General features: G+C 70.4%; 18 protein-coding genes. 13 read left to right on the top strand and 5 right to left on the bottom strand.

Features of this window, described 5'->3' with window-relative positions; translation table 11 throughout:
* Positions 1-9: 9 nt before the first annotated feature.
* The 7 genes from Q9R33_RS19170 to Q9R33_RS19140 all read left to right on the top strand — a co-directional run bounded on the left by Q9R33_RS19170 (position 10) and on the right by Q9R33_RS19140 (position 7,922).
* On the top strand, positions 10-1,173 hold the full coding sequence (locus Q9R33_RS19170) for a polysaccharide deacetylase family protein (RefSeq protein WP_310244836.1): 1,164 nt from the start codon (positions 10-12) through the stop codon (positions 1,171-1,173).
* Positions 1,174-1,425: 252 nt separating this feature from the next.
* Positions 1,426-2,991 carry a sugar transferase gene (locus Q9R33_RS19165; RefSeq protein WP_311294784.1) on the top strand — a complete coding sequence of 522 codons (1,566 nt, stop codon included), beginning with the start codon at positions 1,426-1,428 and terminating at the stop codon, positions 2,989-2,991.
* A gap of 193 nt (positions 2,992-3,184) precedes the next feature.
* Positions 3,185-4,045 carry a glycosyltransferase gene (locus Q9R33_RS19160; protein ID WP_311294783.1) on the top strand — a complete coding sequence of 287 codons (861 nt, stop codon included), beginning with the start codon at positions 3,185-3,187 and terminating at the stop codon, positions 4,043-4,045.
* The gene (locus Q9R33_RS19155) at positions 4,045-4,698 is read left to right on the top strand and encodes a polysaccharide deacetylase family protein (RefSeq protein ID WP_311294782.1); all 654 of its coding nucleotides are present in this window, start codon (positions 4,045-4,047) and stop codon (positions 4,696-4,698) included. Before Q9R33_RS19160 ends, Q9R33_RS19155 begins: the two co-directional genes overlap by 1 nt.
* Before the next feature lie 75 nt (positions 4,699-4,773).
* Positions 4,774-5,547 (top strand): hypothetical protein, encoded by a 774-nt coding sequence (locus tag Q9R33_RS19150; protein ID WP_311294781.1) that lies wholly within the window; start codon positions 4,774-4,776, stop codon positions 5,545-5,547.
* Positions 5,548-5,556: 9 nt separating this feature from the next.
* The gene (locus Q9R33_RS19145; protein WP_311294780.1) at positions 5,557-6,903 is read left to right on the top strand and encodes an MFS transporter; all 1,347 of its coding nucleotides are present in this window, start codon (positions 5,557-5,559) and stop codon (positions 6,901-6,903) included.
* Complete coding sequence (locus Q9R33_RS19140; RefSeq protein WP_311294779.1) at positions 6,900-7,922, top strand: hypothetical protein; 1,023 nt, start codon at positions 6,900-6,902, stop codon at positions 7,920-7,922. Before Q9R33_RS19145 ends, Q9R33_RS19140 begins: the two co-directional genes overlap by 4 nt.
* A 20-nt stretch (positions 7,923-7,942) precedes the next feature.
* Here Q9R33_RS19140 and Q9R33_RS19135 read toward each other — a convergent pair whose 3' ends face one another.
* The gene (locus Q9R33_RS19135) at positions 7,943-8,371 is read right to left on the bottom strand and encodes a VanZ family protein (protein WP_311294778.1); all 429 of its coding nucleotides are present in this window, start codon (positions 8,369-8,371) and stop codon (positions 7,943-7,945) included.
* 39 nt (positions 8,372-8,410) lie between these two features.
* Here Q9R33_RS19135 and Q9R33_RS19130 point away from each other — a divergent pair, with 39 nt between their 5' ends.
* The 4 genes from Q9R33_RS19130 to Q9R33_RS19115 are packed head-to-tail and all read left to right on the top strand — an operon-like array spanning position 8,411 to position 13,592.
* Complete coding sequence (locus tag Q9R33_RS19130; protein WP_311294777.1) at positions 8,411-9,403, top strand: glycosyltransferase family 2 protein; 993 nt, start codon at positions 8,411-8,413, stop codon at positions 9,401-9,403.
* Positions 9,400-10,308 carry a DUF6492 family protein gene (locus Q9R33_RS19125; protein ID WP_311294776.1) on the top strand — a complete coding sequence of 303 codons (909 nt, stop codon included), beginning with the start codon at positions 9,400-9,402 and terminating at the stop codon, positions 10,306-10,308. Before Q9R33_RS19130 ends, Q9R33_RS19125 begins: the two co-directional genes overlap by 4 nt.
* Positions 10,305-11,363 (top strand): acyltransferase, encoded by a 1,059-nt coding sequence (locus Q9R33_RS19120; protein ID WP_311294775.1) that lies wholly within the window; start codon positions 10,305-10,307, stop codon positions 11,361-11,363. Before Q9R33_RS19125 ends, Q9R33_RS19120 begins: the two co-directional genes overlap by 4 nt.
* Positions 11,364-11,402: 39 nt before the next feature.
* A complete protein-coding gene (locus tag Q9R33_RS19115; protein WP_311294774.1) occupies positions 11,403-13,592 on the top strand; it encodes an acyltransferase family protein in 2,190 nt (729 codons plus the stop codon).
* On the opposite strand, the gene Q9R33_RS19110 is transcribed toward Q9R33_RS19115, so the two are convergent.
* The 4 genes from Q9R33_RS19110 to Q9R33_RS19095 all read right to left on the bottom strand — a co-directional run bounded on the left by Q9R33_RS19110 (position 13,593) and on the right by Q9R33_RS19095 (position 18,013).
* Positions 13,593-15,032: an O-antigen ligase family protein gene (locus Q9R33_RS19110; protein ID WP_311294773.1), complete on the bottom strand. Its 1,440-nt coding sequence runs from the start codon at positions 15,030-15,032 to the stop codon at positions 13,593-13,595.
* A gap of 23 nt (positions 15,033-15,055) precedes the next feature.
* The gene (locus tag Q9R33_RS19105) at positions 15,056-15,712 is read right to left on the bottom strand and encodes a hypothetical protein (RefSeq protein WP_311294772.1); all 657 of its coding nucleotides are present in this window, start codon (positions 15,710-15,712) and stop codon (positions 15,056-15,058) included.
* On the bottom strand, positions 15,699-16,388 hold the full coding sequence (locus Q9R33_RS19100) for a hypothetical protein (protein ID WP_311294771.1): 690 nt from the start codon (positions 16,386-16,388) through the stop codon (positions 15,699-15,701). The genes Q9R33_RS19105 and Q9R33_RS19100 overlap by 14 nt, the downstream gene beginning before the upstream one ends.
* A gap of 128 nt (positions 16,389-16,516) precedes the next feature.
* The gene (locus tag Q9R33_RS19095; protein ID WP_311294770.1) at positions 16,517-18,013 is read right to left on the bottom strand and encodes a DUF4082 domain-containing protein; all 1,497 of its coding nucleotides are present in this window, start codon (positions 18,011-18,013) and stop codon (positions 16,517-16,519) included.
* Between the two features lie 347 nt (positions 18,014-18,360).
* On the opposite strand from Q9R33_RS19095, the gene Q9R33_RS19090 reads away from it, so the two are divergent.
* Both Q9R33_RS19090 and Q9R33_RS19085 read left to right on the top strand, forming a co-directional pair.
* Complete coding sequence (locus tag Q9R33_RS19090) at positions 18,361-19,581, top strand: glycosyltransferase (protein ID WP_311294769.1); 1,221 nt, start codon at positions 18,361-18,363, stop codon at positions 19,579-19,581.
* Positions 19,578-20,989 (top strand): glycosyltransferase (locus Q9R33_RS19085; RefSeq protein WP_311294768.1); only part of this gene is annotated, 1,412 nt, incomplete at its 3' end. The genes Q9R33_RS19090 and Q9R33_RS19085, both read left to right, overlap by 4 nt.

Below are 20,989 nucleotides of genomic sequence, written 5' to 3'. Positions count from 1 at the left end.
GGGAGTCTCATGGCCACCTTCGGCACACCTCCCGCCCGACGGCCGTCGGCGCGGGTGCGTCGCCGGCGCCTGTTCGCGGGCATCGCGGGCGCTGTCGTGCTGCTCGCCGCCATCGGCGGCACAGCCGCGGCAATCGGCTTCGCACGCGCAGGCGCCGACGATCAGGAGACGGATGCTGCGCCCACCGCGACCGCGTCGGCGACACCCACGCCGACCCCGACGCCGCTGACGCCCGAAGAGCAGCTGCTCGCGTCCACCACCGACCCTGCGGCATGCGCGGTGAGCTTCACAGGTGACGGCATCGCCGACGCGCCCATGCTGCAGACGCAGGGCGCCCTGTACGCAGGCTTGCCGACCCCTACGCGCGACGGGCTCGTGTTCGCCGGCTGGTACGCGACGCCGGCGGACGCCGTAGCCTTCGCGGTTCCCGCACGCGTGAACGGCTCTGAACCCGTCGTCTGCACGAACCAGCGTGTCACGCTGTACGGCGCGTGGATGAGCCCCGAGCAGAACGCGGCCGAGGACGCCCGCATCCCGATCCTCATGTATCACCAGTTCACCGCGAATCCCGGCGGCGAAAGCGGCTGGCTGCGCGGCAACTACGCCTACATCGGGGACTTCGACGCACACATGAACCACATCGCGACGACGGGCTTCTACCTGCCCACGTGGGATGAGCTGTCGGCCTTCATCGACGGGCGCCTCTTCTTGCCGAACCACTCGGTGATCGTCACCGACGACGACGCCGACCAGACCTGGTTCGACCTCGCAGCGCCGGTGGTCGACAAATACAAGGTGCTCACCACGTCGTTCATGATCACCGCCTACCGGCAGGACCCGCCCCCGAACGCCTACGTGCTGCGACGGTCGCACACGCACGACATGCATCGCGCGGGCGCGAACGGCGACGGGCTCATCACGAACCTCTCGGTGCCCGAGATCGTGGCCGACATGGAGGCGTCGTACGGCGTACTCGGGGTCAAAGAGATCATGGCCTACCCGTTCGGGCACCACAACGACACCGCGAAAGAGGGCCTGCGCCAGGCGGGCTGGGAGATGGCCCGCACCATCGAGCCCGGCTACGTCACGATCGGCACCGACAAGCTCGCCCTGCCGACAGTGCGCATCAATTACGGCATGGGGCTGGACGCGTTGGTCAACTTGATCGGCTGAGAACTTAAGGCGGGCCTCGGCCCAATACCGGTTCCCCTTAAGGGCTGTCAAGTTTTCGCAGGAAAAGTCTTCCGGTCCTGGCTCGGCGGGCGTACAGTGACATCGCGCAAGAGATCTGGGGATCCCTTCGACCCGACAACCCGGCCGGGTCTGCGCACTGGGGAATGGTCAGCCGACGACGGCACCCGACGACGACGTCGCGCCGACCAGTGAGAAGTTGATGTCTGCTGAGGACGCGTCATCGTGCGCGCGGTGGACCGCGGTCTGAACCCGGCCGCGATCGACGCGGCGCCCGCGGGCGCCGGCGGAGTGACCCGAACACTCCGCCGACGCCCGATCCTCTCGCGCCCGCTCTTCGAGACCCTTCCCGCTGCAGTAGCCCCAAGGGTCCAGCCGTCGCTGGAGCGCCGCCATCTCTGGGAGCGGCGATTCCGGCGGCGGCTGGACTTCACCGACACGGTCAGTGTCACTGTCGCCGTCGCGGCGGCGACCGTGGTCGAGGCCGGACCCGGTGCCGACCTCGCGGATCTTGCGGGGCCCGCGCGCATCGGCGCGTTCGTCATCGCTGCGTGGATGGTCCTGCTGTGGCTCGCGCGAACGCGGGAACCCTCGGTGCTCGGAGCCGGCTCCGCCGAGTACAAGCGCATCGGTCACGCGACGGGCCTCGCCTTCGGCGTCCTGTCGACCGTCTTCATCCTCGCTCAGCTGCCCGGACTACGCGCGCAGGTGATCGTCGCCCTGCCGTTCGGGCTGGTCACGTTGGTGTTCAGCCGCTGGATGTGGCGCAAGTGGCTCATCCACGAGCGCGAGCGGGGCGAGTGCGTCTCGCGCGTCATCGTGGCGGGATCCCGGGACGATGTCGAGTACGTCATCGAGAAACTCGTCAACGACCCCCACCACGCGTATCACGTCATCGGCGCGACGACCACCGAGTCGCTGACCGAGCCCATCGACATCGACGGCCGGCAGTACCCCGTCATCGGATCGATCCGCTCGACCGCGGCCTTCGGCCGCACCTCCGGCGCCGACGCGATCGTCGTCGCGAGCACGCCCGACGACGACCGCGACTTCGTGCGGCGCCTCGGCTGGGAGCTGGAGGGGACGGCGGCCGAGCTCGTGCTGTGCAACCGGCTCACCGACGTCGCCGGGCCGCGACTCTCGTTGCGACCCCTGGACGGCCTGCCGCTCGTGCAGGTGAAGATCCCGGAGTTCGAAGGCGGAATCCACGCGATCAAGCGCGGGATGGACGTCGTGCTGTCACTGCTCGCGCTCGTGCCCATCCTGCTCGTCACCCCGCTCATCGCCGTTGCGATCAAGCTCGATTCCCCAGGCCCCGTGCTCTTCCACCAACTCCGGGTGGGACGCGATGGCCGTCAGTTCTGGATGGTGAAGTTCCGCACGATGGGCGTCGACGCCGAAAGACGGCGCGATGCGCTCCACGCCCAGAACCAGGGGGCAGGCCCGCTGTTCAAGCTGAAGCGAGACCCGCGGGTGACGCGCGTAGGAGCCGTGCTCCGGAAGTTCTCGATCGACGAGCTGCCGCAATTCGTGAACGTGCTGCGCGGCGACATGAGCATCGTCGGGCCGCGGCCGCCCCTTCCGGCGGAGGTGACGAGGTACGACGGCACGGTCTACCGGCGCCTGTACATCAAGCCCGGCATCACCGGGCTCTGGCAGATCAGCGGTCGCAGCGACCTGTCATGGGAGGAGAGCGTGCGACTGGACCTTCGCTACGTGGAGAACTGGTCGATCGCGACGGACGTCATGATCATGTGGCGCACGGCCCGGGTCATGATCGCACCGAAGGGGGCGTACTGATGCCCCCGCAGCAGACCAGGCCGGCGACAACGGCGTCGCCGGCCGCCAACAACCGGATCCGCGGTCACAAGCCGACGCGCTCCGCCAGGTGCACACTGGCGGTCATGCGCGCGGCGGTTGCCCATTCCCCCAACTGGGCGTGGCCGCGGGTCCCTGGGACGGCGAACCTACGAGCAAGGACTGGGGACCGCGCATGGTGAGCATCGTCATCGCCGCACACAACGAGGAGACCGTGGTGGGGTCGTGTCTGGACGCGCTCCGCCGCGCCACCGGCCCGGACGACGAGATCATCGTGAGCGCCAACGGCTGCACCGACCGCACCGCCGAGGTCGCGCGCGACCACGGCGCCATCGTCGTCGAGCGCGCCGAACCCGGCAAACCGGGGGCGCTGAACGCGGGCGAGGACCGTGCCACCGGATTCCCGAGGGTGTACCTCGACGCCGACATCCGTGTCCCCGCCCACAGCGTCGCCACCCTCGAGCGCCTCCTCCAAGACGGCGCGCTCGCAGCCGTGCCGCGGCGCCGGGTCGAGACATCGGGTCGTCCGCTGCCGGTCAAGGCGTACTTCGCGATCAACGGTCGCCTGCCCGCGTTCCGGGACGGCCTCTTCGGCCGCGGAATGATCGCTGTCTCCGAGACCGGTCGGCGGCGCTTCGAACGGTTCCCGTCGCTGACCGCCGACGACCTGTTCCTCGACGCGCAGTTCTCCTCGGCGGAGAAGGCCGAAGCCGACGACGTCGTCGTCGTCGTCGAGGCGCCACGCACGACGAAGGCGCTCGTGAACCGGCTCGTTCGCGTGCGCCGCGGCAACGCGGAGCTGCGGTCGGCCTCGGCGACCGGCGAGATCGACGGCGCGGTGCGCGAGTCCGACCGGTGGGCATGGCTGCGCGACGTGGTCCTGCCGCACCCGCATCTGGTCTTCGCAGCGGTGCCGTATCTGGCGATCACGGTCGCGGCCGCTCTGCGCGCCCGCCGCACGCCGCGGACGGCGGGCGGATGGGAGCGCGACGACAGCACGCGCGTGGCGAGCGCCCCGCAGATGGAGGCGGCGTGATGATCGTGAATCTCTGCTTCCACGGCGTGGGCGCCTGTGCGCACGAACATGAGCCCGGCGAGGCCGGCTACTGGATGAACGAGGACGTCTTCCTGGGCGTGCTCGACGTGGTGGCGACGCGGGAGAACGTCCGGCTCAGCTTCGACGACGGCAACCGATCGGACGCCGACATCGTGCTGCCGGCGCTTCGTGAGCGCGGACTCCGTGCGACGTTCTTCCCGCTCGCTGGCCGGCTCGACGATCCGGCGAGCCTCAGCACGTCCGACCTGCGCAAGCTGCGCGCCGAGGGGATGTCGATCGGCTCCCACGGGTGGACGCACACCGCGTGGCGCGGCCTCAGCGACGCCGAGGCGGGTCGCGAGTTCTTCGACGCGCGCATCGCCCTCGAAGAGGCGAGCGGTGCGGAGATCACGGAGGCGGCATTCCCGCTCGGCAGCTACGACCGCTCGACGCTGCGGCACCTGAGGTCCGCGGGGTACCGGGCGGTCTACACCAGCGACCGGTTCCCGGCCCGGCGGAGCGCGTGGATGCGGGCGCGTTACAGCGTCACCGCCGCAGACACCGTGGAATCCGTGACACGGATCGTGCGGCGCCGCCCGGGAGTCCGCGAGATGAGGAACGTCTTGGCGAGCACGGTCAAACGCATGAGGTAGCCGACCGCGCGCGGTCGGCAGGGAACGAGGCATCCCGACGGGCGGGACGCCGGATCGCAATCTGGGGGACGCGAAATGAGTGAAGAGCAGGAGGTTCTCTCGGACGGCCCCTCCGAGAGCACCGCCTCGAACGACGGCGAGCAGCGAGGGCTGACCGCCGGGATGCGGCGGGTGCTGTGGGTCGTGGGCGCGGTCGTGGCGATCGGGCTCATCACCGCCGCGTGGCTGTTCCTGACAGGAGGCGGCTCCGGCACGCTCGGGGCCGTGGACGCGACAACGAGCCCGACGCCGGCCCCCACCTCGACCCCGGCGCCGGGCTCGTCCCCCGGTGCGGACGCCGGCGCAGACGCCGGCGCAGAGCCGGGCTCCGACGCGGGCCCGGGTGCGGGCCAGGGGCCGAACCCCGGCGCCACACCGACGACGGGCAGCGAAGTGCGGCCCCCCGACGCCGCCGCCCCGTCAACCGATCGACTTCCCCCGGTCTCGGCTCCGGCCCCGAGGGTGAGCACCCCGCTGCCGGAGTCGGGGTCGGCGTCGGGCGCACTCGTCGACGGCTTCCCCGCGAACCTCATGGGGCCGACCGCGCAGTCGGACGTGCTCCAGAGCTCCATCGCGAGCGAGGGCGACACGATGCAGGTCACCCTGCTCGCCCGCACCGATGCGACGCCCGACGAGGTGCGTCAGTACTACCGCGCCCTGTGGATCGGGCTCGGGCTCGCGGACGCCGGCGCGAACGGCGCCTCCGACGCGTCGTACGCGGATGCGCTCTCCTCCGTCTCCCTGGCCTTCAGCTCGTCCGCCGGCACCGGCACCGTGTACTCGGTCTACGGCGTCTTCCGCACGAGCTGAGGCGGACCGGTGTACATCTCGTTCTCCAATTCGCCCCAGCCCCCGGCCGACGCCGGCGCACCGCCGCCGGCGCCGGCGCCGGCGCCCCGCGGCGTACGGACGGTGTCGTCCACGGTGGTCGCACTCGGCGTCGTCTCGATGCTCACCGACATCTCGTCGGAGTCGGTGGCCGCCATCCTCCCGCTCTACATCACGGGGGTGCTGGGGCTGTCGACGATCGCCTTCGGGTTCATCGACGGCCTGTATCAGGGCGTCAGCGCCGTCGTCCGCATCGCGGGCGGCTACGCCTCGGACCGCTACGACAGGCCGAAATGGGTCGCGTTCGTGGGGTACGCGCTCGCGGCGGCGGCGCGCATCGGGCTCCTGTTCGCGTCGGGGTTCGCCGCGATCACGGCGGTCATCACCGCGGATCGCATCGGCAAGGGCATCCGCACGGCGCCGCGCGATGCGCTCATCACGGCCGCGTCCGACCCCGAGATCCTCGGCAGGTCCTTCGGTGTGCATCGGACGCTCGACAACATCGGCGCCGCGATCGGCCCGCTCATCGCGTTCATCATCCTGCTGGTCGTGCCCGACGGCTTCCACATCGTGTTCGTCGCCTCGCTCGCCTTCGCGCTCATCGGCGTGCTCATCCTCGGGCTCGTGGTGCCGAACATCCGGTCGCGTGCCCACGACGAGAAGACGGTGACGGATGCTGCGCCCCCGGCCGCGCCGGCGCGCACGAAGTTCGACTGGGCCGCCGTCACGACCGGCCCGATGCGCCGCGTCCTCGCCGCTGCGGGGATTCTCGGACTGCTCACCATCGGCGACGGCTTCATCTACCTGGTACTCCAGTCCCGCGGCGATTTCGCCGCGCAATGGTTCCCGTTGCTGTACGTCGGCACCAATGTGGCGTTCCTGGCGTTCGCGATCCCGCTCGGGCGGCTGTCCGACCGGGTGGGGCGGGCGCGCGTCTTCGTGTTCGGCCACGTGTCGCTTCTGGCCGCATACCTGATCGCGGCAACCCCGATCCCCGACATCGCCGCGACGATCCTCTGCCTGGCGCTCCTGGGCGGCTTCTACGCATCGACGGACGGCGTCCTGGCGGCCCTGGCGGCGCAACTCACGCCACCGGAGGCTCGCGGTACGGGAATCGCCGCCGCACAGACGGTCGTCGCCCTCACGCGATTCGTGGCGGCCACCGGATTCGGACTCCTCTGGTACCTCCTCGGCCCCGAGTCATCCATGCTGATCGTCGCGGGGCTGCTGGCGATCGCGATCCCCCTCGTCGCGCTGCTGCTCCGGCCGTATCTCTCGGTCACCCGTCCGCTGGTCGCCACGGCCGGCCCCGGCGCCCCGGAGGTGTCGGATCCGTGAACGATCGCGTGAAGTGGCTCGTGGTGGCCGGCGTCTCAGCGGTCGCGCTCGGCGCGACCGCCGTCGTCGGCGTCGTGGCATGGCAGCAGTACCGCGTCCGCCTCGACGCGCCCAGCGCAGCGGCGATGACGGCGCCGGAGGAGTGGGCCTCGGGCGATCGGATCGTGTTCCGCAACACGGCGCTCGGCGAGGGGTACGGGCTGGTCGCCAGCGTGCCGCTGGACGCCCCGGCCGGCCCGAGAGCCCTCACCGGGATCGCGTGCGACCGCGTCGACGCCGTCGCGGACGAGTTCTCGTGTCTGCGGACCGAGCGGGGGATCCTACCGTCGTACTCGGCCTCGCTGTACGCGAACGACGGGACGGCCATCGTCACGTGGCCGCTGTCGGGCGTCCCGAGCCGCGCACGGATGTCGGCCGACGGCACCCGCATCGCGACGACCTCGTTCGTCACCGGGCACTCGTACGCGACGATCGGATTCTCGACCGAGACGATGATCCACGACGACGCCGGCGACGACTTCGGCAACCTCGAAGAATGGACGCTCCTGTTCAACGGCACGCCGAGCGCACCGATCGACCGCAACTTCTGGGGCGTGACCTTCATCGACGACACGTCGTTCTATGCGACGGCCGGCTTCGCGAACTCGGGCCAGACCTACCTCGTGAGGGGCGACGTCCCGACACGCACGCTCACCGCCGTCGCCGAGGACGTCGAATGCCCGTCGCTCTCACCCGACGGCACGAGAATCGCGTTCAAGCGCGTCACCGCAGGGTCAGGCCCGACGGTGCGCTGGACGCCGGCGATCATGGATCTCGCGACCGGGGAGGTGGTGACGCTTCCCGAGTCCCGCAGTATCGACGACCAGATCGAATGGCTCGACGACACGACGATCCTCTATGGGATGCCGCGTGCCGACGATTCCGGTGACACCGACGTGTGGGCGCTAGGCGCCGACGGGTCGGGTGCACCCCGGATCCTCATCGAGCACGCGTGGTCGCCTTCGGTGGTGCGCCCATGAGCACCGTGCACGCGATCGCGTCAGCCCGCCGCGTCGGGCCTGCCGGCGGTGTGCCGCCGCAGCACGATGAGCCACGCCAGCGCGGCGCCGACAGCCGCGCCCAGGACGTTCGCGACGACGTCCCGCAGACTCGGCTGCCGGGACGGGATCACGATCTGCGCGAGTTCGACGCCCGCCGACAGCACCAGCGCCAGCACCACGCCGTACCAGTGATGGCGCAGCAGCAGCGTCAGCAGGAATCCGAGCGGCACGAACATGAGCACGTTCGCGGCGAACTCGATCCACCCCGAGCCGAAGGACGCGATGCCGAGGACGTCGCGGATCCAATCGCCGATCGCGTGGACGACGGCGCCGTACGACACCGGGCTCAGAACGACCGCCGCCACGGCGGCGATATAGATGCCGAGACCCCAGATGACCCAGGTGGGGCGTCGCGTCGGCGCGGACATGGGGACAACTATCGCATGCCCGACGGTGAGGACTGATCCATGACGACGCAGGCAGCAGCATCCGGCCGCTTCATCGGCTCCGGCGAGCGCGCCGACGTCTCGGTGATCGTCGTGACCTACCGCAGCCGGACCGACATCGACCGCCTGATCGCGTCGCTGCGACCCGAAGCCGCGGCCCTGCGCTTGCGGGTGATCGTCGCCGACAACGCCTCGCCCGACGACACGCTCGCGGCGGCCCGCGCGCACGACGACGTCATCGCGCTGCCGACCGGCGGGAACCTCGGTTACGCGGGTGGCATCAACGTGGCGATGCGCGCCGTCGGTGACAGCGACGCGATCCTGGTGCTCAACCCCGACATGGTCGTCGATCCGGGCGCTATCGCCGTGATGCGCGCGCGTCTCGCGCAGGACGGCGTGGGGATCGTCGTGCCGACGATCCTCGACGGCGCCGATGAGCGCACGAGGTCGCTGCGCCGCGAGCCGCACGTGCTCCGCTCCCTCGGCGACGCCGTCTTCGGCGGCCGGTTCCACCGCCGGCCCGCGGCGTTCGCCGAGATGGTGCTGTCGCCGGCGGAGTACACCACGGCGCATCGCGTCGACTGGGCGACCGGCGCCGCCCTGCTCATCTCGGGCGCGGCGGCCGCGGCCGTCGGGGAATGGGACGAACAGTACTTCCTCTACTCCGAGGAGACCGACTACTTCCGCCGCGCCCGCGAGGCGGGCTTCGCGACGTGGTTCGAGCCCGCGGCGGTGGTGCGCCATTCGGAGGGAGGCTCGGGTGTCTCGGTGGACCTCGACCGGCTGCTCGCCGTCAACCGCATCCGGTACTACGGGAACCACCACGGTCGCCTCGGAACGACGCTCTTCCACGGTGTGGCGGTGCTCAACCACCTTGTACGGTCCCGGGATGCCGGGCATCGGGCGATCCTCGTCACCATCGTCGCGCCGAGGTCGTGGTCGGCCCTGCCGAAGGCCTCCGGCACTGTGGCGCTTCGGAGACCGCGCGATCCGGAAGGGATCCCGTCGTCATGAGCCTCGCCATCGTCACCACGAGCCACAAGCCGGACTTCCCGTCCTTCGCCCGGCTGCACGCGTCGGTCCTCGAACACACCGACCCGTCGACGCAGCACATCGTCGCGGTGCCAGGCCTGGATGTGCCGCTGTTCGAATCGATCGGGTCGGATCGCCTCACGGTCGTGAGTGAACGCTCGACGCTGCCCTCGAGGTTCGTGCCGGCGACGAGGCTCGCGCGGATCCCGCGGATCCCGCGCGGGTTCCGGATCGCGGCGATCAACACCACCCGGCCATGGCCGCCGATCCGGGGATGGATCCTGCAGCAGATGGTCAAGCTCTCCGTCGTCTCGGAACTGGAGGTCGACGTCGCGCTCATCATCGACTCCGACGTGCTGCTGGTGCGTTCCGTGGACGAGTCGGCGTTCCAGAGCGACGGCGTGGTGCGGCTCTACCGGCTCCCCGACGGGATCACGCCCGACATGACGCGCCACCTCGCGCAGCGCGCCAAGGCGCGCCGGCTGCTGGGCGTCGCCGCTGCCGAGAGCCGTTCTCCCGACTACATCGCCGGGATCGTGAGCTGGGATCCGGCTCTGGTGCGGGACATGCTCGAGCGGATCGAGGCGACGACCGGCCGGCGCTGGCAGGACTGCGTCGGACAGAGCCTCGACTTCTCGGAGTTCATCACCTATGGCACCTACGTCATGATGCTCGCCGAGCCCGGCCGGCGCGCGTTCGTCGGCGACCGCAGCCTCAGCCACAGCCATTGGGGTCCCACGCCCCTGACGAGGGACGCCGCGCAGCGATTCGTCGAGGCGCTGGCACCCGACGATCTCGCCATCCACGTGCAGTCGAACACGGGGACCGACGAGTCGGTGCTCCGCTTCATCGCCGACGCCGTCGCCGCTCAGAGCAGGTCAACATGACGTCCTCGACCGCTTCCGGGTACGTGCCGGCGCTCGACGGTGTGCGGGCGGTCGCGGCGCTCCTCGTCGTCTTCTTCCACCTCCGGCTCGGGTTCAGCAACGGCGACATCGGCGTCGACGTGTTCTTCGTCCTCAGCGGATTCCTCATCACGGGCATCCTCCTGCGCGCAGCCGACCGCGGCCGCGTGAGCTTCAAGACCTTCTACTGGCGCCGCGCGCTGCGGCTGCTGCCGGTCTACTTCGTCGTCGTCGCCGTCTCGGTCACCGTCGCGTTCATCGGCGATCTCGGCGGCGGGACGCTCCGGGGCGCCGTCTCCTCGCTGTTCTACGTGTCCAACTGGGTCGCCGGAGGAGGCTATGGGCTCGGGCTGCTCGCCCACACCTGGTCGCTGTCGATCGAGGAGCAGTTCTACCTGATCTGGCCGCTCACCCTCGTGCTCCTCCTCCTCTGGGTGCGCGGGGATCGATCGAAATCCGTCCTCGCCGTCGCCGGGCTGATCGCCCTCTGCTACGCGTCGATCGTCGTCTGCTGGGCGGCCGGAGCAGCCGAAGGCTTCACCTGGAACCTCACCCCGGCGCGCGGCATGCAGCTGCTCTTCGGCTGCCTCCTCGCTCTCCTGCTCTCCCGCCCCGGGGAGATCCGCCTGCCCCCGCGCGCGCGGAGACTGCCGGACGCTGTGGGGCTCGCGTCGATCGCCGGACTCCTCGTGATCGCGAACTTCTGGAACAGCGGCGGCTGGCTCGAGATGCTGGTGCAGTGGCCGCTCGTGGCCGTCCTCACCGTGCTGGTCCTGTTCGCCTGCGTCGCGCCGGGGCCGAGTCTGGTGCAGGGCCTGCTGTCGCTTCCCGCGATCGTCGCCATCGGCAAGGTCTCGTACGGCCTGTACCTGTGGCATTTCCCCGTCATGTACGCGCTGGACGACACGCTCGGAATGGACAACTGGGGCGCGAAAGTCCTCGCCGTTGTGCTTACCGCGGCGATCGTGCCGCTGTCGTATCGATACCTCGAGCTGCCGTTCCTTCGTATGAAGAACCGCAAGTTCGCGACCACCTGACCCGCGCCGTCTGGACCTCCCATGCACTCGAAATCGGACGTGGTTCCCCCCTCAGGCCGGACGCCGCTGACGGTCGAGGACCGCGCGATCGACGCACCGGCGGCGAGGGCGCAGGCCATCCCCGCCCGCCCCCGCCGCAGGTCCTCCGGCGAGGGATTCCGACCCGACATCCAGGCGATGCGCGCGATCGCCGTCGTCCTCGTGGTGATCTACCACTTCTGGCCGACGGTGCTTCCGGGCGGCTATATCGGCGTCGACGTGTTCTTCGTCATCTCCGGCTTCCTCATCACCGCCCATCTGCGCCAACTGGCCGAAGGTCCCCGCCGGCTCTCGCTGATGGGCTTCTACGGCCGGCGCATCCGCAGACTGCTGCCGGCGTCGCTGCTCGTCCTCTTCCTCACCGGGATCGGCATCCTCCTCTGGGTGCCCCGGCCGCACTGGCCCATCGACCTCGGCGCCGTCGTCGCGAGCGCCTTCTACGTCGAGAACTGGTTCCTCGCCGCCACCGCGACCGATTACCTCAGCGGCAGCGTCGCCGCCAGCAACCCCGCCCAGCACTACTGGTCGTTGTCGACCGAGGAGCAGTTCTACCTCGTGTGGCCGCTGCTGATCCTCATCGCCGGCGCGCTCGTCGCCCGGACCGGCAATCGGCGGATCACCTTCTGGCTGCTTGCCGTCATCACGGCGGCCAGCTTCGTCACCTCCGTCGTGTGGACGGCGTCCGACCCGAGCGTCGCCTACTTCGCGACCCCGACGCGCGCCTGGCAGTTCGGGATGGGAGCGCTGCTGACCTTCCTGCCCTCGTCGTGGGTGCGCGGGCTTCCCCCGTGGCTCCGGATCGGCGCGGTGTGGCTCGGCCTCGCACTCATGGTGGTGTCGGCGTTCACCTACGGCGGCGTGGCCGCGTTTCCGGGCTGGATCGCGCTGGTGCCCGTCGTGGGCGCGCTGCTCGTCATCGCCGCCGACCAGCCGCGCGGCAGGCTGGGCCTCCAACCGGTCGCCGAGCTCGCACCGGTGCAGCGAGTGGGCGACTGGTCGTACGCGATCTACCTCTGGCACTGGCCGCTGCTGATCCTCATCCCCATCGCGCTCGGAGGCATCGCGCTCGGCAACGCCGGCAAGGCCGCCATCGTGATCGCGACCTTCGTGCTCGCCTGGCTCACCCGCGAGTACGTGGAGAAGCCCTTCATCCGCCTCGGCAGCACACCCGCCGCGCGCGCCGCGCCGAAGCGCCTCGAGCGCAGCACCTTGCTCGGGGCATTGGCCGGAATGCTCGCGGTCGCGCTGCTCGCCGGGCCGCCGCTGGCCGTCATCGATTCCGAGTCGGCCGCGCAGCGCGAGGCCCTCGCCGCGGCCGAGGAGACCGCCTCCCCGTGCTTCGGTGCCGCGTCGCTGACATCGGACTCCTGCCCGCCCACGGGCTCGGCAGGCGACTTCGTGCCCGGCCTGCTGATCGCCGGCAGAGACCAGTCGGCACTCGACGGCTGTCAGGTCGCGCCCGGGTCGGATCATCACTGCGAATTCGGCCCCGCCGACGGGACCCCGGTCGCGCTCGTCGGCGACTCGCACGCCACCCAGTGGCTTCTCGCCGTCGAGGCCGCCGCCGAGGCGTACGGGTGGCACGTCACGACCTACCTCGCGGGAGCGTGCCCGCTGTTCTCACCGCAGTCGGGGCTTCCCCGGTCGACGGTCCGCGACTGCGCCCGCTGGCAGGAGGAGACGCTGGCCCGACTCGTCCACGACAGGTACGACTACGTGCTGGTCTCCTCCCAGGCCTGGGAGGCACTCGAACCGATGAGCAACGACCCCGAGTCGGCGAGCTTCCACGAGATCGCCGACCTCATGGGCGCGCAGTACGCGGCAGCCTGGAACGAGCTTGCCGCCGCGGGCTCACAGGTGATCGTGATCGCCGACACCCCCAATCCGAATCTCGCGGGCGTCGGAGACATCCCCGCATGCCTCGGAACCCACGGCGCCTCGGAATGCACGCTGCCCCGCGACGCGGCGCTCGCGTCGAACGAGCCGCTCGCCGCGGGAGTTCAGCGCTCGCCGGCGGCGCGCACCGTCGACTTCACCGACGTCATCTGCCCCGGCGCCGGCGACTGTCCTGTGGTCATCGGCGGCGTGCTGGTCTGGTCCGACGGTTCGCATCTCACGAAGACCTACGTGCGGACGCTCGAGCGCATCTTCGTCGAGCGCATCGGAGCCGCCGCCGACACGGCGCGGTGATCAGGGAGCGGCCGGCCGAGGCTGCGACGAACGCGCCTCCCGCCGGCTCGCGCGATCCTCAGCCATCGAGTCCTCGAAGGCGTGCGGCGTGATCGCCACGCCCATGCCCCTCTTCTCGACCAGCGCCACGGAGCGGATGGCCGCGCACAGTCCGATCACGACGAAGAGGAAGCCTGCCGACATCGGGAATGCGAGGCCGTCGAAGAACGCGAGCACGACCGCGGCGGTGATCACGGATGCGCCGAGCGCGTGAGCGGTGAGGCGCACGTCGGGCCACACGGAGTTGCTGCGCGCCTGCCAGGCACTCCACACCGCTGCCACCACCATGGCGGCGAACGCGATGACGCCCAGCATCCCGAGTTCGATCGCAAGCCCCGCCCACCCGTTGTCGAAGACGTAGTAGCGCGGCAGGAAAGTGCCGAATCCGATGCCGACGAGGGGGGACGCGGCGACGAACTCCGGGAGTCGATCCAGTGCGCCCGTCCGCGACATGGTGCTGCCGTCACTGCTGGTGAAGAGACTGAGCGTGGTGCCGACCAGTCCCGGCATCAGTGCGACCATCGCCACGATCACGCCGAGACCGCCTGACACGACCAGCAGGCGGGTCCGCCGCGGGATCGCGGGAACGATCAGGACCACCGCGACGGCGAGGCCGATGATGGAGGAGCGGGACACGCTCATCAGCGCCACGACCGCCAGGAGGGCACTCGCTGCCCACCACCACGCGGCCGTCGACCTGGCCTGCCCGCGACCGAAGCCCTGAGTCAGGGCACCGGCGACGCACAGCGGCAGGGCGGCGTTCAGCACCGTGCCGAACTCGAGCGGGTGCATCGCGGTCGCCGCGGTCCTCGTCCTCCCGCTGCGTTCGGCGATGCCGCCCTCCCCCACGTTGAGCCCGGGGATCGATCCCCAGAAGTCCAGGAGCGATCGACCGGTGAAGCTCTGGAGAAGGGCGAGCAGGGCGAGCAGCGCCGCACCGATCGCCAGGAACCGGACGATGCGTGAAACATCGCGCATGGTCCGCACCCCGTCGACGATGACCAGCAGGACGCCCGCCCACGAGAGCACCCGAAGGAGCGAGGTGATCAGCTGGCTGATCTGATCTGCCGGCTGCCCGCGGAGCATCGCATCGGCGAAGCTCACGAGCGCGATCACGAGGAAGACCACGAACGCGAAGCGGACGGGCTGCGACGTGCTGGCGACATCGACCGTGCGCCACTGGAGGCGTGAGATCGCCCAGAACGCGAACATCCCCAGGCCCCAGAGGAAATGCGGCCGCCCGAGCGTCCCGAGGCTGCTGATCGACACGTACGACGGCACCGCGAAGAGCAGCACCAGGTACACCATCACCAGGCGCGCGGCGTCCCAGGGAATCTTGCGCGTGATCGCGATGTGTTCGACGGCCGAGACCGGAATCGGTCCCTGTGCAGGTTCGCTCACCGGGCTCCCCCGTTCCGCCCCGGCTAGTCCTGAACCGACTCGCTGCCGGACTCACGACGGGCATCACCCGACGTCGTCGCACGCCGCTTGCGTCGCGCGAACCCATCCACGAGAGCGGTGAGCGCGAGCGTGAGCGCGATGACGCCGATGCCGGTGGCCGCGGCTGCGACGATGCGGGTGCGCTGCAGCAGGGTGCTCTCGGGGTCGGTCGTGAGCGTGACGATCTCGATGCGGGATGCCTGCGGGATGCTCTCCAACGTCTGAAGCTCCTCCAGGACCGAGACGGAGTGAGCCATGACCAGGGACAGCAGCTCCTCGGCCTCGGCATCGCTCGGAGACGTGACGATCGTTCTCACGATCGGCGCCGATCCGGCGGCACGCTCGACGACGACTTCGCTGTCGGGAAAGTCCGCGAGGATCGCGGCGAGCCCGTCCGGACCACCGACGGACTGCACCAGCACGTCTGCAGGAAGCTGGAGCCCGCTGATGAAGAGGAAGGGGTTGGTCGATCCCTCGGGAAGATTCGCGGCCCCCGGCAGCAGCATCTGCGTGCCCGTGCGCTCGTACTGCGGACCCACGAAGCCCCATGCGCCGACCACCGCGGCGACGGCCAGCAGGAGTCCCGGCAGCACGATGTACCACCGTCGCCGGAGGAGCGGAAGAACATCAGCGGGTTTCATGCGCCCCCACTCTCCCCCGTCGGCGGCTTCTCCGATGGAGATGAATCGCCGACTTCTCCCAGAGCAGCGCGAGGCCGACCCCCGCGATCACGCCGGCCGCGGCCATCGCCCCGAACGCGGAGATCTTGCCCACCCACGACGGCGCGATGTAGTCGATCTGCGCAGACAGCGGCCGAACCTCCTGCGTGATCAGGTGGGAGGCGACGGCGCCCTCCTCTTCCTGGAGCTGGATCGACGTCTGGAGGACGTCGTCGACAAGTGCCTGCTGACGCTCCTCGACCGATGCCCGCTCACGTCCGATGACGTGGACCTCGATCGCCGCATCCGGGTAGTTCGTCGCGAACTGGCTTCCCACGAACGACACCTCGACGAACTCGCCTTCGCGCCGCCCCGCGCCGTACAGCGGCGCCTCGTCCGTCGCGTATCGATCGGGCTCCCGCCCGGTGTTCACCTTGTGGGCGACGAGACCGGCGAAGGCGATGACGCTCTCGTCGGCGAAGCCGTTGAGCGGATCGAGTCGCGCGGCCCCCGGCCACCGGAAGTCCACGACGGTGCGCGTCGTGTAGATGCCGCCGTCCTGCAGCATCAGGAACGTGAGCAGCACCGCGAGAGCAACGGCGAAGACGGACGTGTACCATCGCCGCGCGACGACGCCCAGGATCTCTCGCACCGTCACGACTGCCTCCTCTTCCGGGCAGGCGGGCCCCCAGCGGCCGCACAAATGCCAGGCTACCCGCGAAAGCTTCGTGCCGGCTGGATTGGCATCCAGCCGGCACGAGTCATCGCCAGAAGGCGGTGAGGGGATCAGTCGTTCTCGGGGATCAGCGCCAGCGTGTCGTCCCAGATGTTGCCGGTCCACGAACCTCCGCTCACGTAACCGATGCCGTAAGCGGCCCGGTGGGTGAAGCGGTTGTCCTTGACGAGGATGCCCTCGATGGGAGAGCCGGAGTCGTTGAGCATCCAGGCGCCGCCATCGATGAGGTTGCGCTCGATCGTCACGCCCCAGTTGCGGTCACCCTTCACCCCCATCTGGAAGACGGCGTTGACACCCGACTGGTTGCCCAGCTTGAAGGTGCTGCCTCGCACGACGACGTTGCCGTCGGTGGTCGACTGGACCCCGTCGTTGTGCGAGCCGTCGATCACCGCGAGAGCGGTCACGTAGCTGTTCTCGATGAGCACATCCTGGTTGGCCTTGAAGCCGTCCAGGCAGCCGTGCACGTACATGTTCCGCGCCGTGTAGCCGCGGAAGGCCATCGCGCCCTGGCACGCCGGGGTGCCGTTCACCTCGACGTTCTCAGCCGTGAGCCCGAGGCAGCTCTTCGCGTCGCGTGTCACGCCCGTGTAGTCGCAGTCGATGGGGTAGTAGCCGGCCGCATCGAGGTAGATGTTGCGGAGGGTGACACCGCTGTGCGCCACGATGATCATGCCCTTGTCGATGCTCAGGTTCTGGATCGTGACGCCGTTGCCGGTCGTCTGCACGGCACGGATGTCGGACCGGTACGTCCAGCCGGGACCGCTCGTGGCATCCTGCGGAACGCGGATGAGCGCGGCCCTGTTCGACACTCCGGTGTTCGTGGCGTCGGGGTAACCGCACGCACTCGGCACGTCGATGCAGTTCTTCTGCGTGCCGCCGCCCGGTGCGGGAGGCGTCGTCGGCGTCGGCGTGGGCGTCGGCGTCACCGTCGGGGTGGGCGTCGGCGTCGGCGTCGGCGTGGGCGTCGGCGTCGGCGTCGGCGTCGGCGTCGGGGTCACCGTCTGCGTTGGCGTGGGCGTGGGCGTGGGCGTCGCCGTTGGGCTCGGCATCGTCGACGCTCCGTCCGGCTGGTAGGCGACGTCGACAAGGAAGTTCGATCCTCGCGAAGAGCGGGAGGGGAAGCGGCTGTCGCCGAATCGGTAGACGCCGGCGCCGCGGTCGAGCACGAAGCCGTTCTGGACGCGCTTGGTCGCCAGGGCGTCCGCGGTCACCGGGTAGCGGCCGTTGGGCGCGTAGTACGACACCGTGTAGGTGCTGCCGGCCTGCAGTCGGACGGGCTGCTTCAGGTCGACCGTGCGCCACCCGACGGTCGTGGTCGCCGCGAACTGAACGCGGGCGAGCGCGGTCCCCCTCGAGGACCACAGGGTCGCCTGGGTGACGCCCGTGGCGGACGGACCCTGGTAGTACTGCAGCGCCGTCACAGCGCCGCCCTGCTGCGGCGAGAACTTCACACCGAGTTCGACCGCACGGCTGCTGCCGGACGAGGCGTCCGCAGGCGTCAGATCATCGGCGAAGATGCCGACCGTGGTGGCCGCAGAGGCGGCCATGCTGGGCACGGCGACGAGGGCTGACAGGCCGAGTACAGCGGCGAAAACGATAGCGAGGCGGGCACGATAGGAGCGCACTTGGGCGCGACGACGCTGACTTCGGGTTTGCATAGCACATCCATGGGTATCTCGGGGGGAGGCAAAGCCGATGCTAAGCGCACGACCTGGGCCGAACCGGCCGAATGAGCGACATCTAATGCCGTGTGAGAGATACCTCATATAAGCGTCCTCCCCCCGACCGGCAATGTCGACCGTCCGCCGGCGCCGGGAAACCGGGGCGGTTCGACCGTCCGCGAGTAGACTTCGAATGGCGATGCCAGGCGTTGTTTCCCGCTGGGGGGTGACCGATGCCAGAGTCCGACCGAGCCTCGCGGACACCCACCTCGATCGTCTGCGTCTACAACGATCCGGACGTGCTGGAAGGATGCCTCGCGCGGTCGATCCGCGAGGGCCTGCCGTCTGCGCCGCAGACCGAGTTCATCGCGGTCGACAACCGCGGCAACCCGTTTCCCGGCGCCGGCGCGGCGCTCAACCACGGCGCGCGCCTGGCGCGCAACGACGTCGTCGTCTTCGTGCACCAGGACGTCGTGCTGCACTCGCTCGTGGCCCTCGAGGAGGCGGCGGCCGTCCTCATGGCCGAGCCGGACATCGGCATCGCGGGAGCGGTCGGGATCGACGCGCGCCACCGCATCCTGGGCCGCATCCGCGATCGCGTCGTACCCATCGGAGAGGTCGCCACGGAACCGCGCGATGTCGAATCGCTCGACGAGGTGCTCCTTCTCCTGCGTCGCGAGCGGGTATGGAACGAGCCGCTCAGCGAGGACCCGCTCCTCGCCTGGCATGCGTACGGCGTCGAGTACTCCGCGCGCTCGCGGAGGGCCGGCCTCCGCGCGGTGGCCCTCGACATCCCCCTCACGCACAACAGCCTCACCACGAATCTCGAGGCCCTCGACCTCGCCCACGGCAGGGTCGGGGAACTGTATCCGGAGCTCGTGCCGCTGCAGACGACGTGCGGCACCATCTGGGGCGGCGACCCGCCGGGCGGCCTCGGCCGCCAGCTGCGGAGGATGCGCGGTGCGCGTGCCTGGTGGGGCGAGTCGCTCGAGGCTCGCGCGTTGGCGTCCGTCGCCCCCTCCAGCCCGATCGTCCTCGCGGACATCCGGCTCTCGATCGACGAGGCGCTCGCACGGGGCGACATGGGATCGCTGCGGGTGTTGGATCTCGCGCCAGGGGACAGCACGCCCACCGCCGTCGACGGCCTGTCGCGCTACGGCAAGCCGCTCGCGGTGGCGACCGTCCCACCGGCCGTCGCCCGGGAGGCCATGGCGCATCGCGACGAGAGGGAACTCCTCCTCATCACCGCCGCTCGCAGTCGTGATCTCGCTCCGCTCGGGCCCCTCGGCCACCTCCCGCACGTCGTAGGGCACATGCATGAGATCGGAGTCTGGGTCCTGATCGGCGTCTCCGCGCCGACCCTCGAGCCGCTGTGGGCCGGCACGCGCAGCCGGCCGTTCGCCGGGCTGATTCGGTTTCCCCGCGAGGCGAGCACCGCACCGGACCTGACATGACCGATCCCGGCCGCTCCGCCCGCCGTCGCGCGCTGCTGGCCGCGAGCGGCTACGGCGCCGTCGTCACGCTCACGGATCTCCTGACCCCCCGCATGAGGTACGCCTACGTGCACCGGATCACGGCCGCGATCATGCACGGGCCGCTTCCGGTTCTCTCGTCGACCGCCGCGACGGCGAGCCCGCCCGCCGGCGCCGAGAGTCCCGAGCCGATCGCCCGCATCACCTGCGCGCTCGCGACGGACGGCCTCGACGTCGGCGGGATCGGGTCGGTGATCGAGATGCTGGCCGGGGGACTCCCGTCCGCGGGCGTGCGACCCGTCGTCGTGTGCCGCGGCGACGGGGTGCGAGCCGCCCGCCTCCGAACCGCCGGGATCGAGGTCCGCCCCGTGGCCACCGCCGGCGAGGCCGCCGCGGCACTCTGCGACGTCGACGTCGTCGCCCTGCACAGCGCCCCGGGTTACCTCGAGGAGGCCGCCGTCGACAGCGGCCTGCCCCTCGTCATCGCCATGCACAACACCGAGATCCACTTCACCCGCGGCCGGTGGGCGACGTTCCGCGCCCTGCTGCACCGCGCCGCCGTCGGTGTCGCGGTGAGCGAGACGGTCCGCGACTTCCACGCGCGGCACGTCCCCGCGGAAGACGTGCCGCGGATGAGGGTCGTCGAGAACGGGGCTCCCGAAGCCCCACCCGCCACCGGCGCCGAGCGCGCAGCCGCGCGAGACGCCCTCTCGGGCGTGCTCGGGGTTCCGCTGGGCGACGATGTCGTGTTCGTCTGCCTCGCCCGCTACGACTCGCAGAAGAACGTCGCCGGCACGGTCGCGTCCTTCCTCCACGCCCTCGACACGCGGCTCACCGGTGCGCGCTTCGTCTACGCGGGCGACCCTTCGGACTGGGTGGAGCTGCGGCGTGCCGATGCGATCCGGCGCTCCAGCCCGCATGCCGGCCGAGTGCACCTGCTCGGCAGCTCCGACGCGAGGACGCTGCTCCTGGCAGCCGATGCGTTCTTGCTGAACTCCTTCTTCGAGGGCTGGGCGGTGGCGGCGACCGAAGCAGCCGCCACCGGGTTGCCGCTGGTGCTCAGCGACGTCGGGGGCGGCGCCGAGCTCGTCGCCTTCGACCCGGCACGATCGGTCCTCGTCCCCAATGCCACCGGCGAGGCCGCCGCGGTGTCCGACGCGCGCGTCGCCTCCGCGCGGCGGCACTCCCGACGCCAGTCGAATCGCGACGCGCTCGCCGACGCCCTCGCGGTGACAGCCCATCGGGTGCGCGCCGATCCGGTGCGCCGCGTGCCCCCCGGCATCCGCTCCGGCATCGCCGACATGGTCCAGGGACACGCCGCGGCGATGACCCACGCCTTCGGCATCCGAGACGTCGGCGCCGACCTCGGCACCCGAGCCGACGAGAACGG

Origin of the sequence: Microbacterium sp. PRC9, assembly GCF_031844125.1 — a bacterium.
In the GTDB taxonomy this organism is placed as follows: domain Bacteria; phylum Actinomycetota; class Actinomycetes; order Actinomycetales; family Microbacteriaceae; genus Microbacterium.
This window is presented reverse-complemented; position numbering and strand designations above follow the sequence as displayed.

Excerpts from the sequence above, each read along its gene's own strand:
- Q9R33_RS19105 (WP_311294772.1), bottom strand. The coding sequence starts at position 15,712 with ATGAAACCCGCTGATGTTCTTCCGCTCCTCCGGCGACGGTGGTACATC.
- Q9R33_RS19150 (WP_311294781.1), top strand. The coding sequence starts at position 4,774 with ATGAGTGAAGAGCAGGAGGTTCTCTCGGACGGCCCCTCCGAGAGCACC.
- Q9R33_RS19160 (WP_311294783.1), top strand. The coding sequence starts at position 3,185 with ATGGTGAGCATCGTCATCGCCGCACACAACGAGGAGACCGTGGTGGGG.
- Q9R33_RS19095 (WP_311294770.1), bottom strand. The coding sequence starts at position 18,013 with ATGGCCGCCTCTGCGGCCACCACGGTCGGCATCTTCGCCGATGATCTG.
- Q9R33_RS19125 (WP_311294776.1), top strand. The coding sequence starts at position 9,400 with ATGAGCCTCGCCATCGTCACCACGAGCCACAAGCCGGACTTCCCGTCC.
- Q9R33_RS19130 (WP_311294777.1), top strand. The coding sequence starts at position 8,411 with ATGACGACGCAGGCAGCAGCATCCGGCCGCTTCATCGGCTCCGGCGAG.
- Q9R33_RS19170 (WP_310244836.1), top strand. The coding sequence starts at position 10 with ATGGCCACCTTCGGCACACCTCCCGCCCGACGGCCGTCGGCGCGGGTG.
- Q9R33_RS19120 (WP_311294775.1), top strand. The coding sequence starts at position 10,305 with ATGACGTCCTCGACCGCTTCCGGGTACGTGCCGGCGCTCGACGGTGTG.
- Q9R33_RS19135 (WP_311294778.1), bottom strand. The coding sequence starts at position 8,371 with ATGTCCGCGCCGACGCGACGCCCCACCTGGGTCATCTGGGGTCTCGGC.
- Q9R33_RS19155 (WP_311294782.1), top strand. The coding sequence starts at position 4,045 with ATGATCGTGAATCTCTGCTTCCACGGCGTGGGCGCCTGTGCGCACGAA.
- Q9R33_RS19090 (WP_311294769.1), top strand. The coding sequence starts at position 18,361 with ATGCCAGAGTCCGACCGAGCCTCGCGGACACCCACCTCGATCGTCTGC.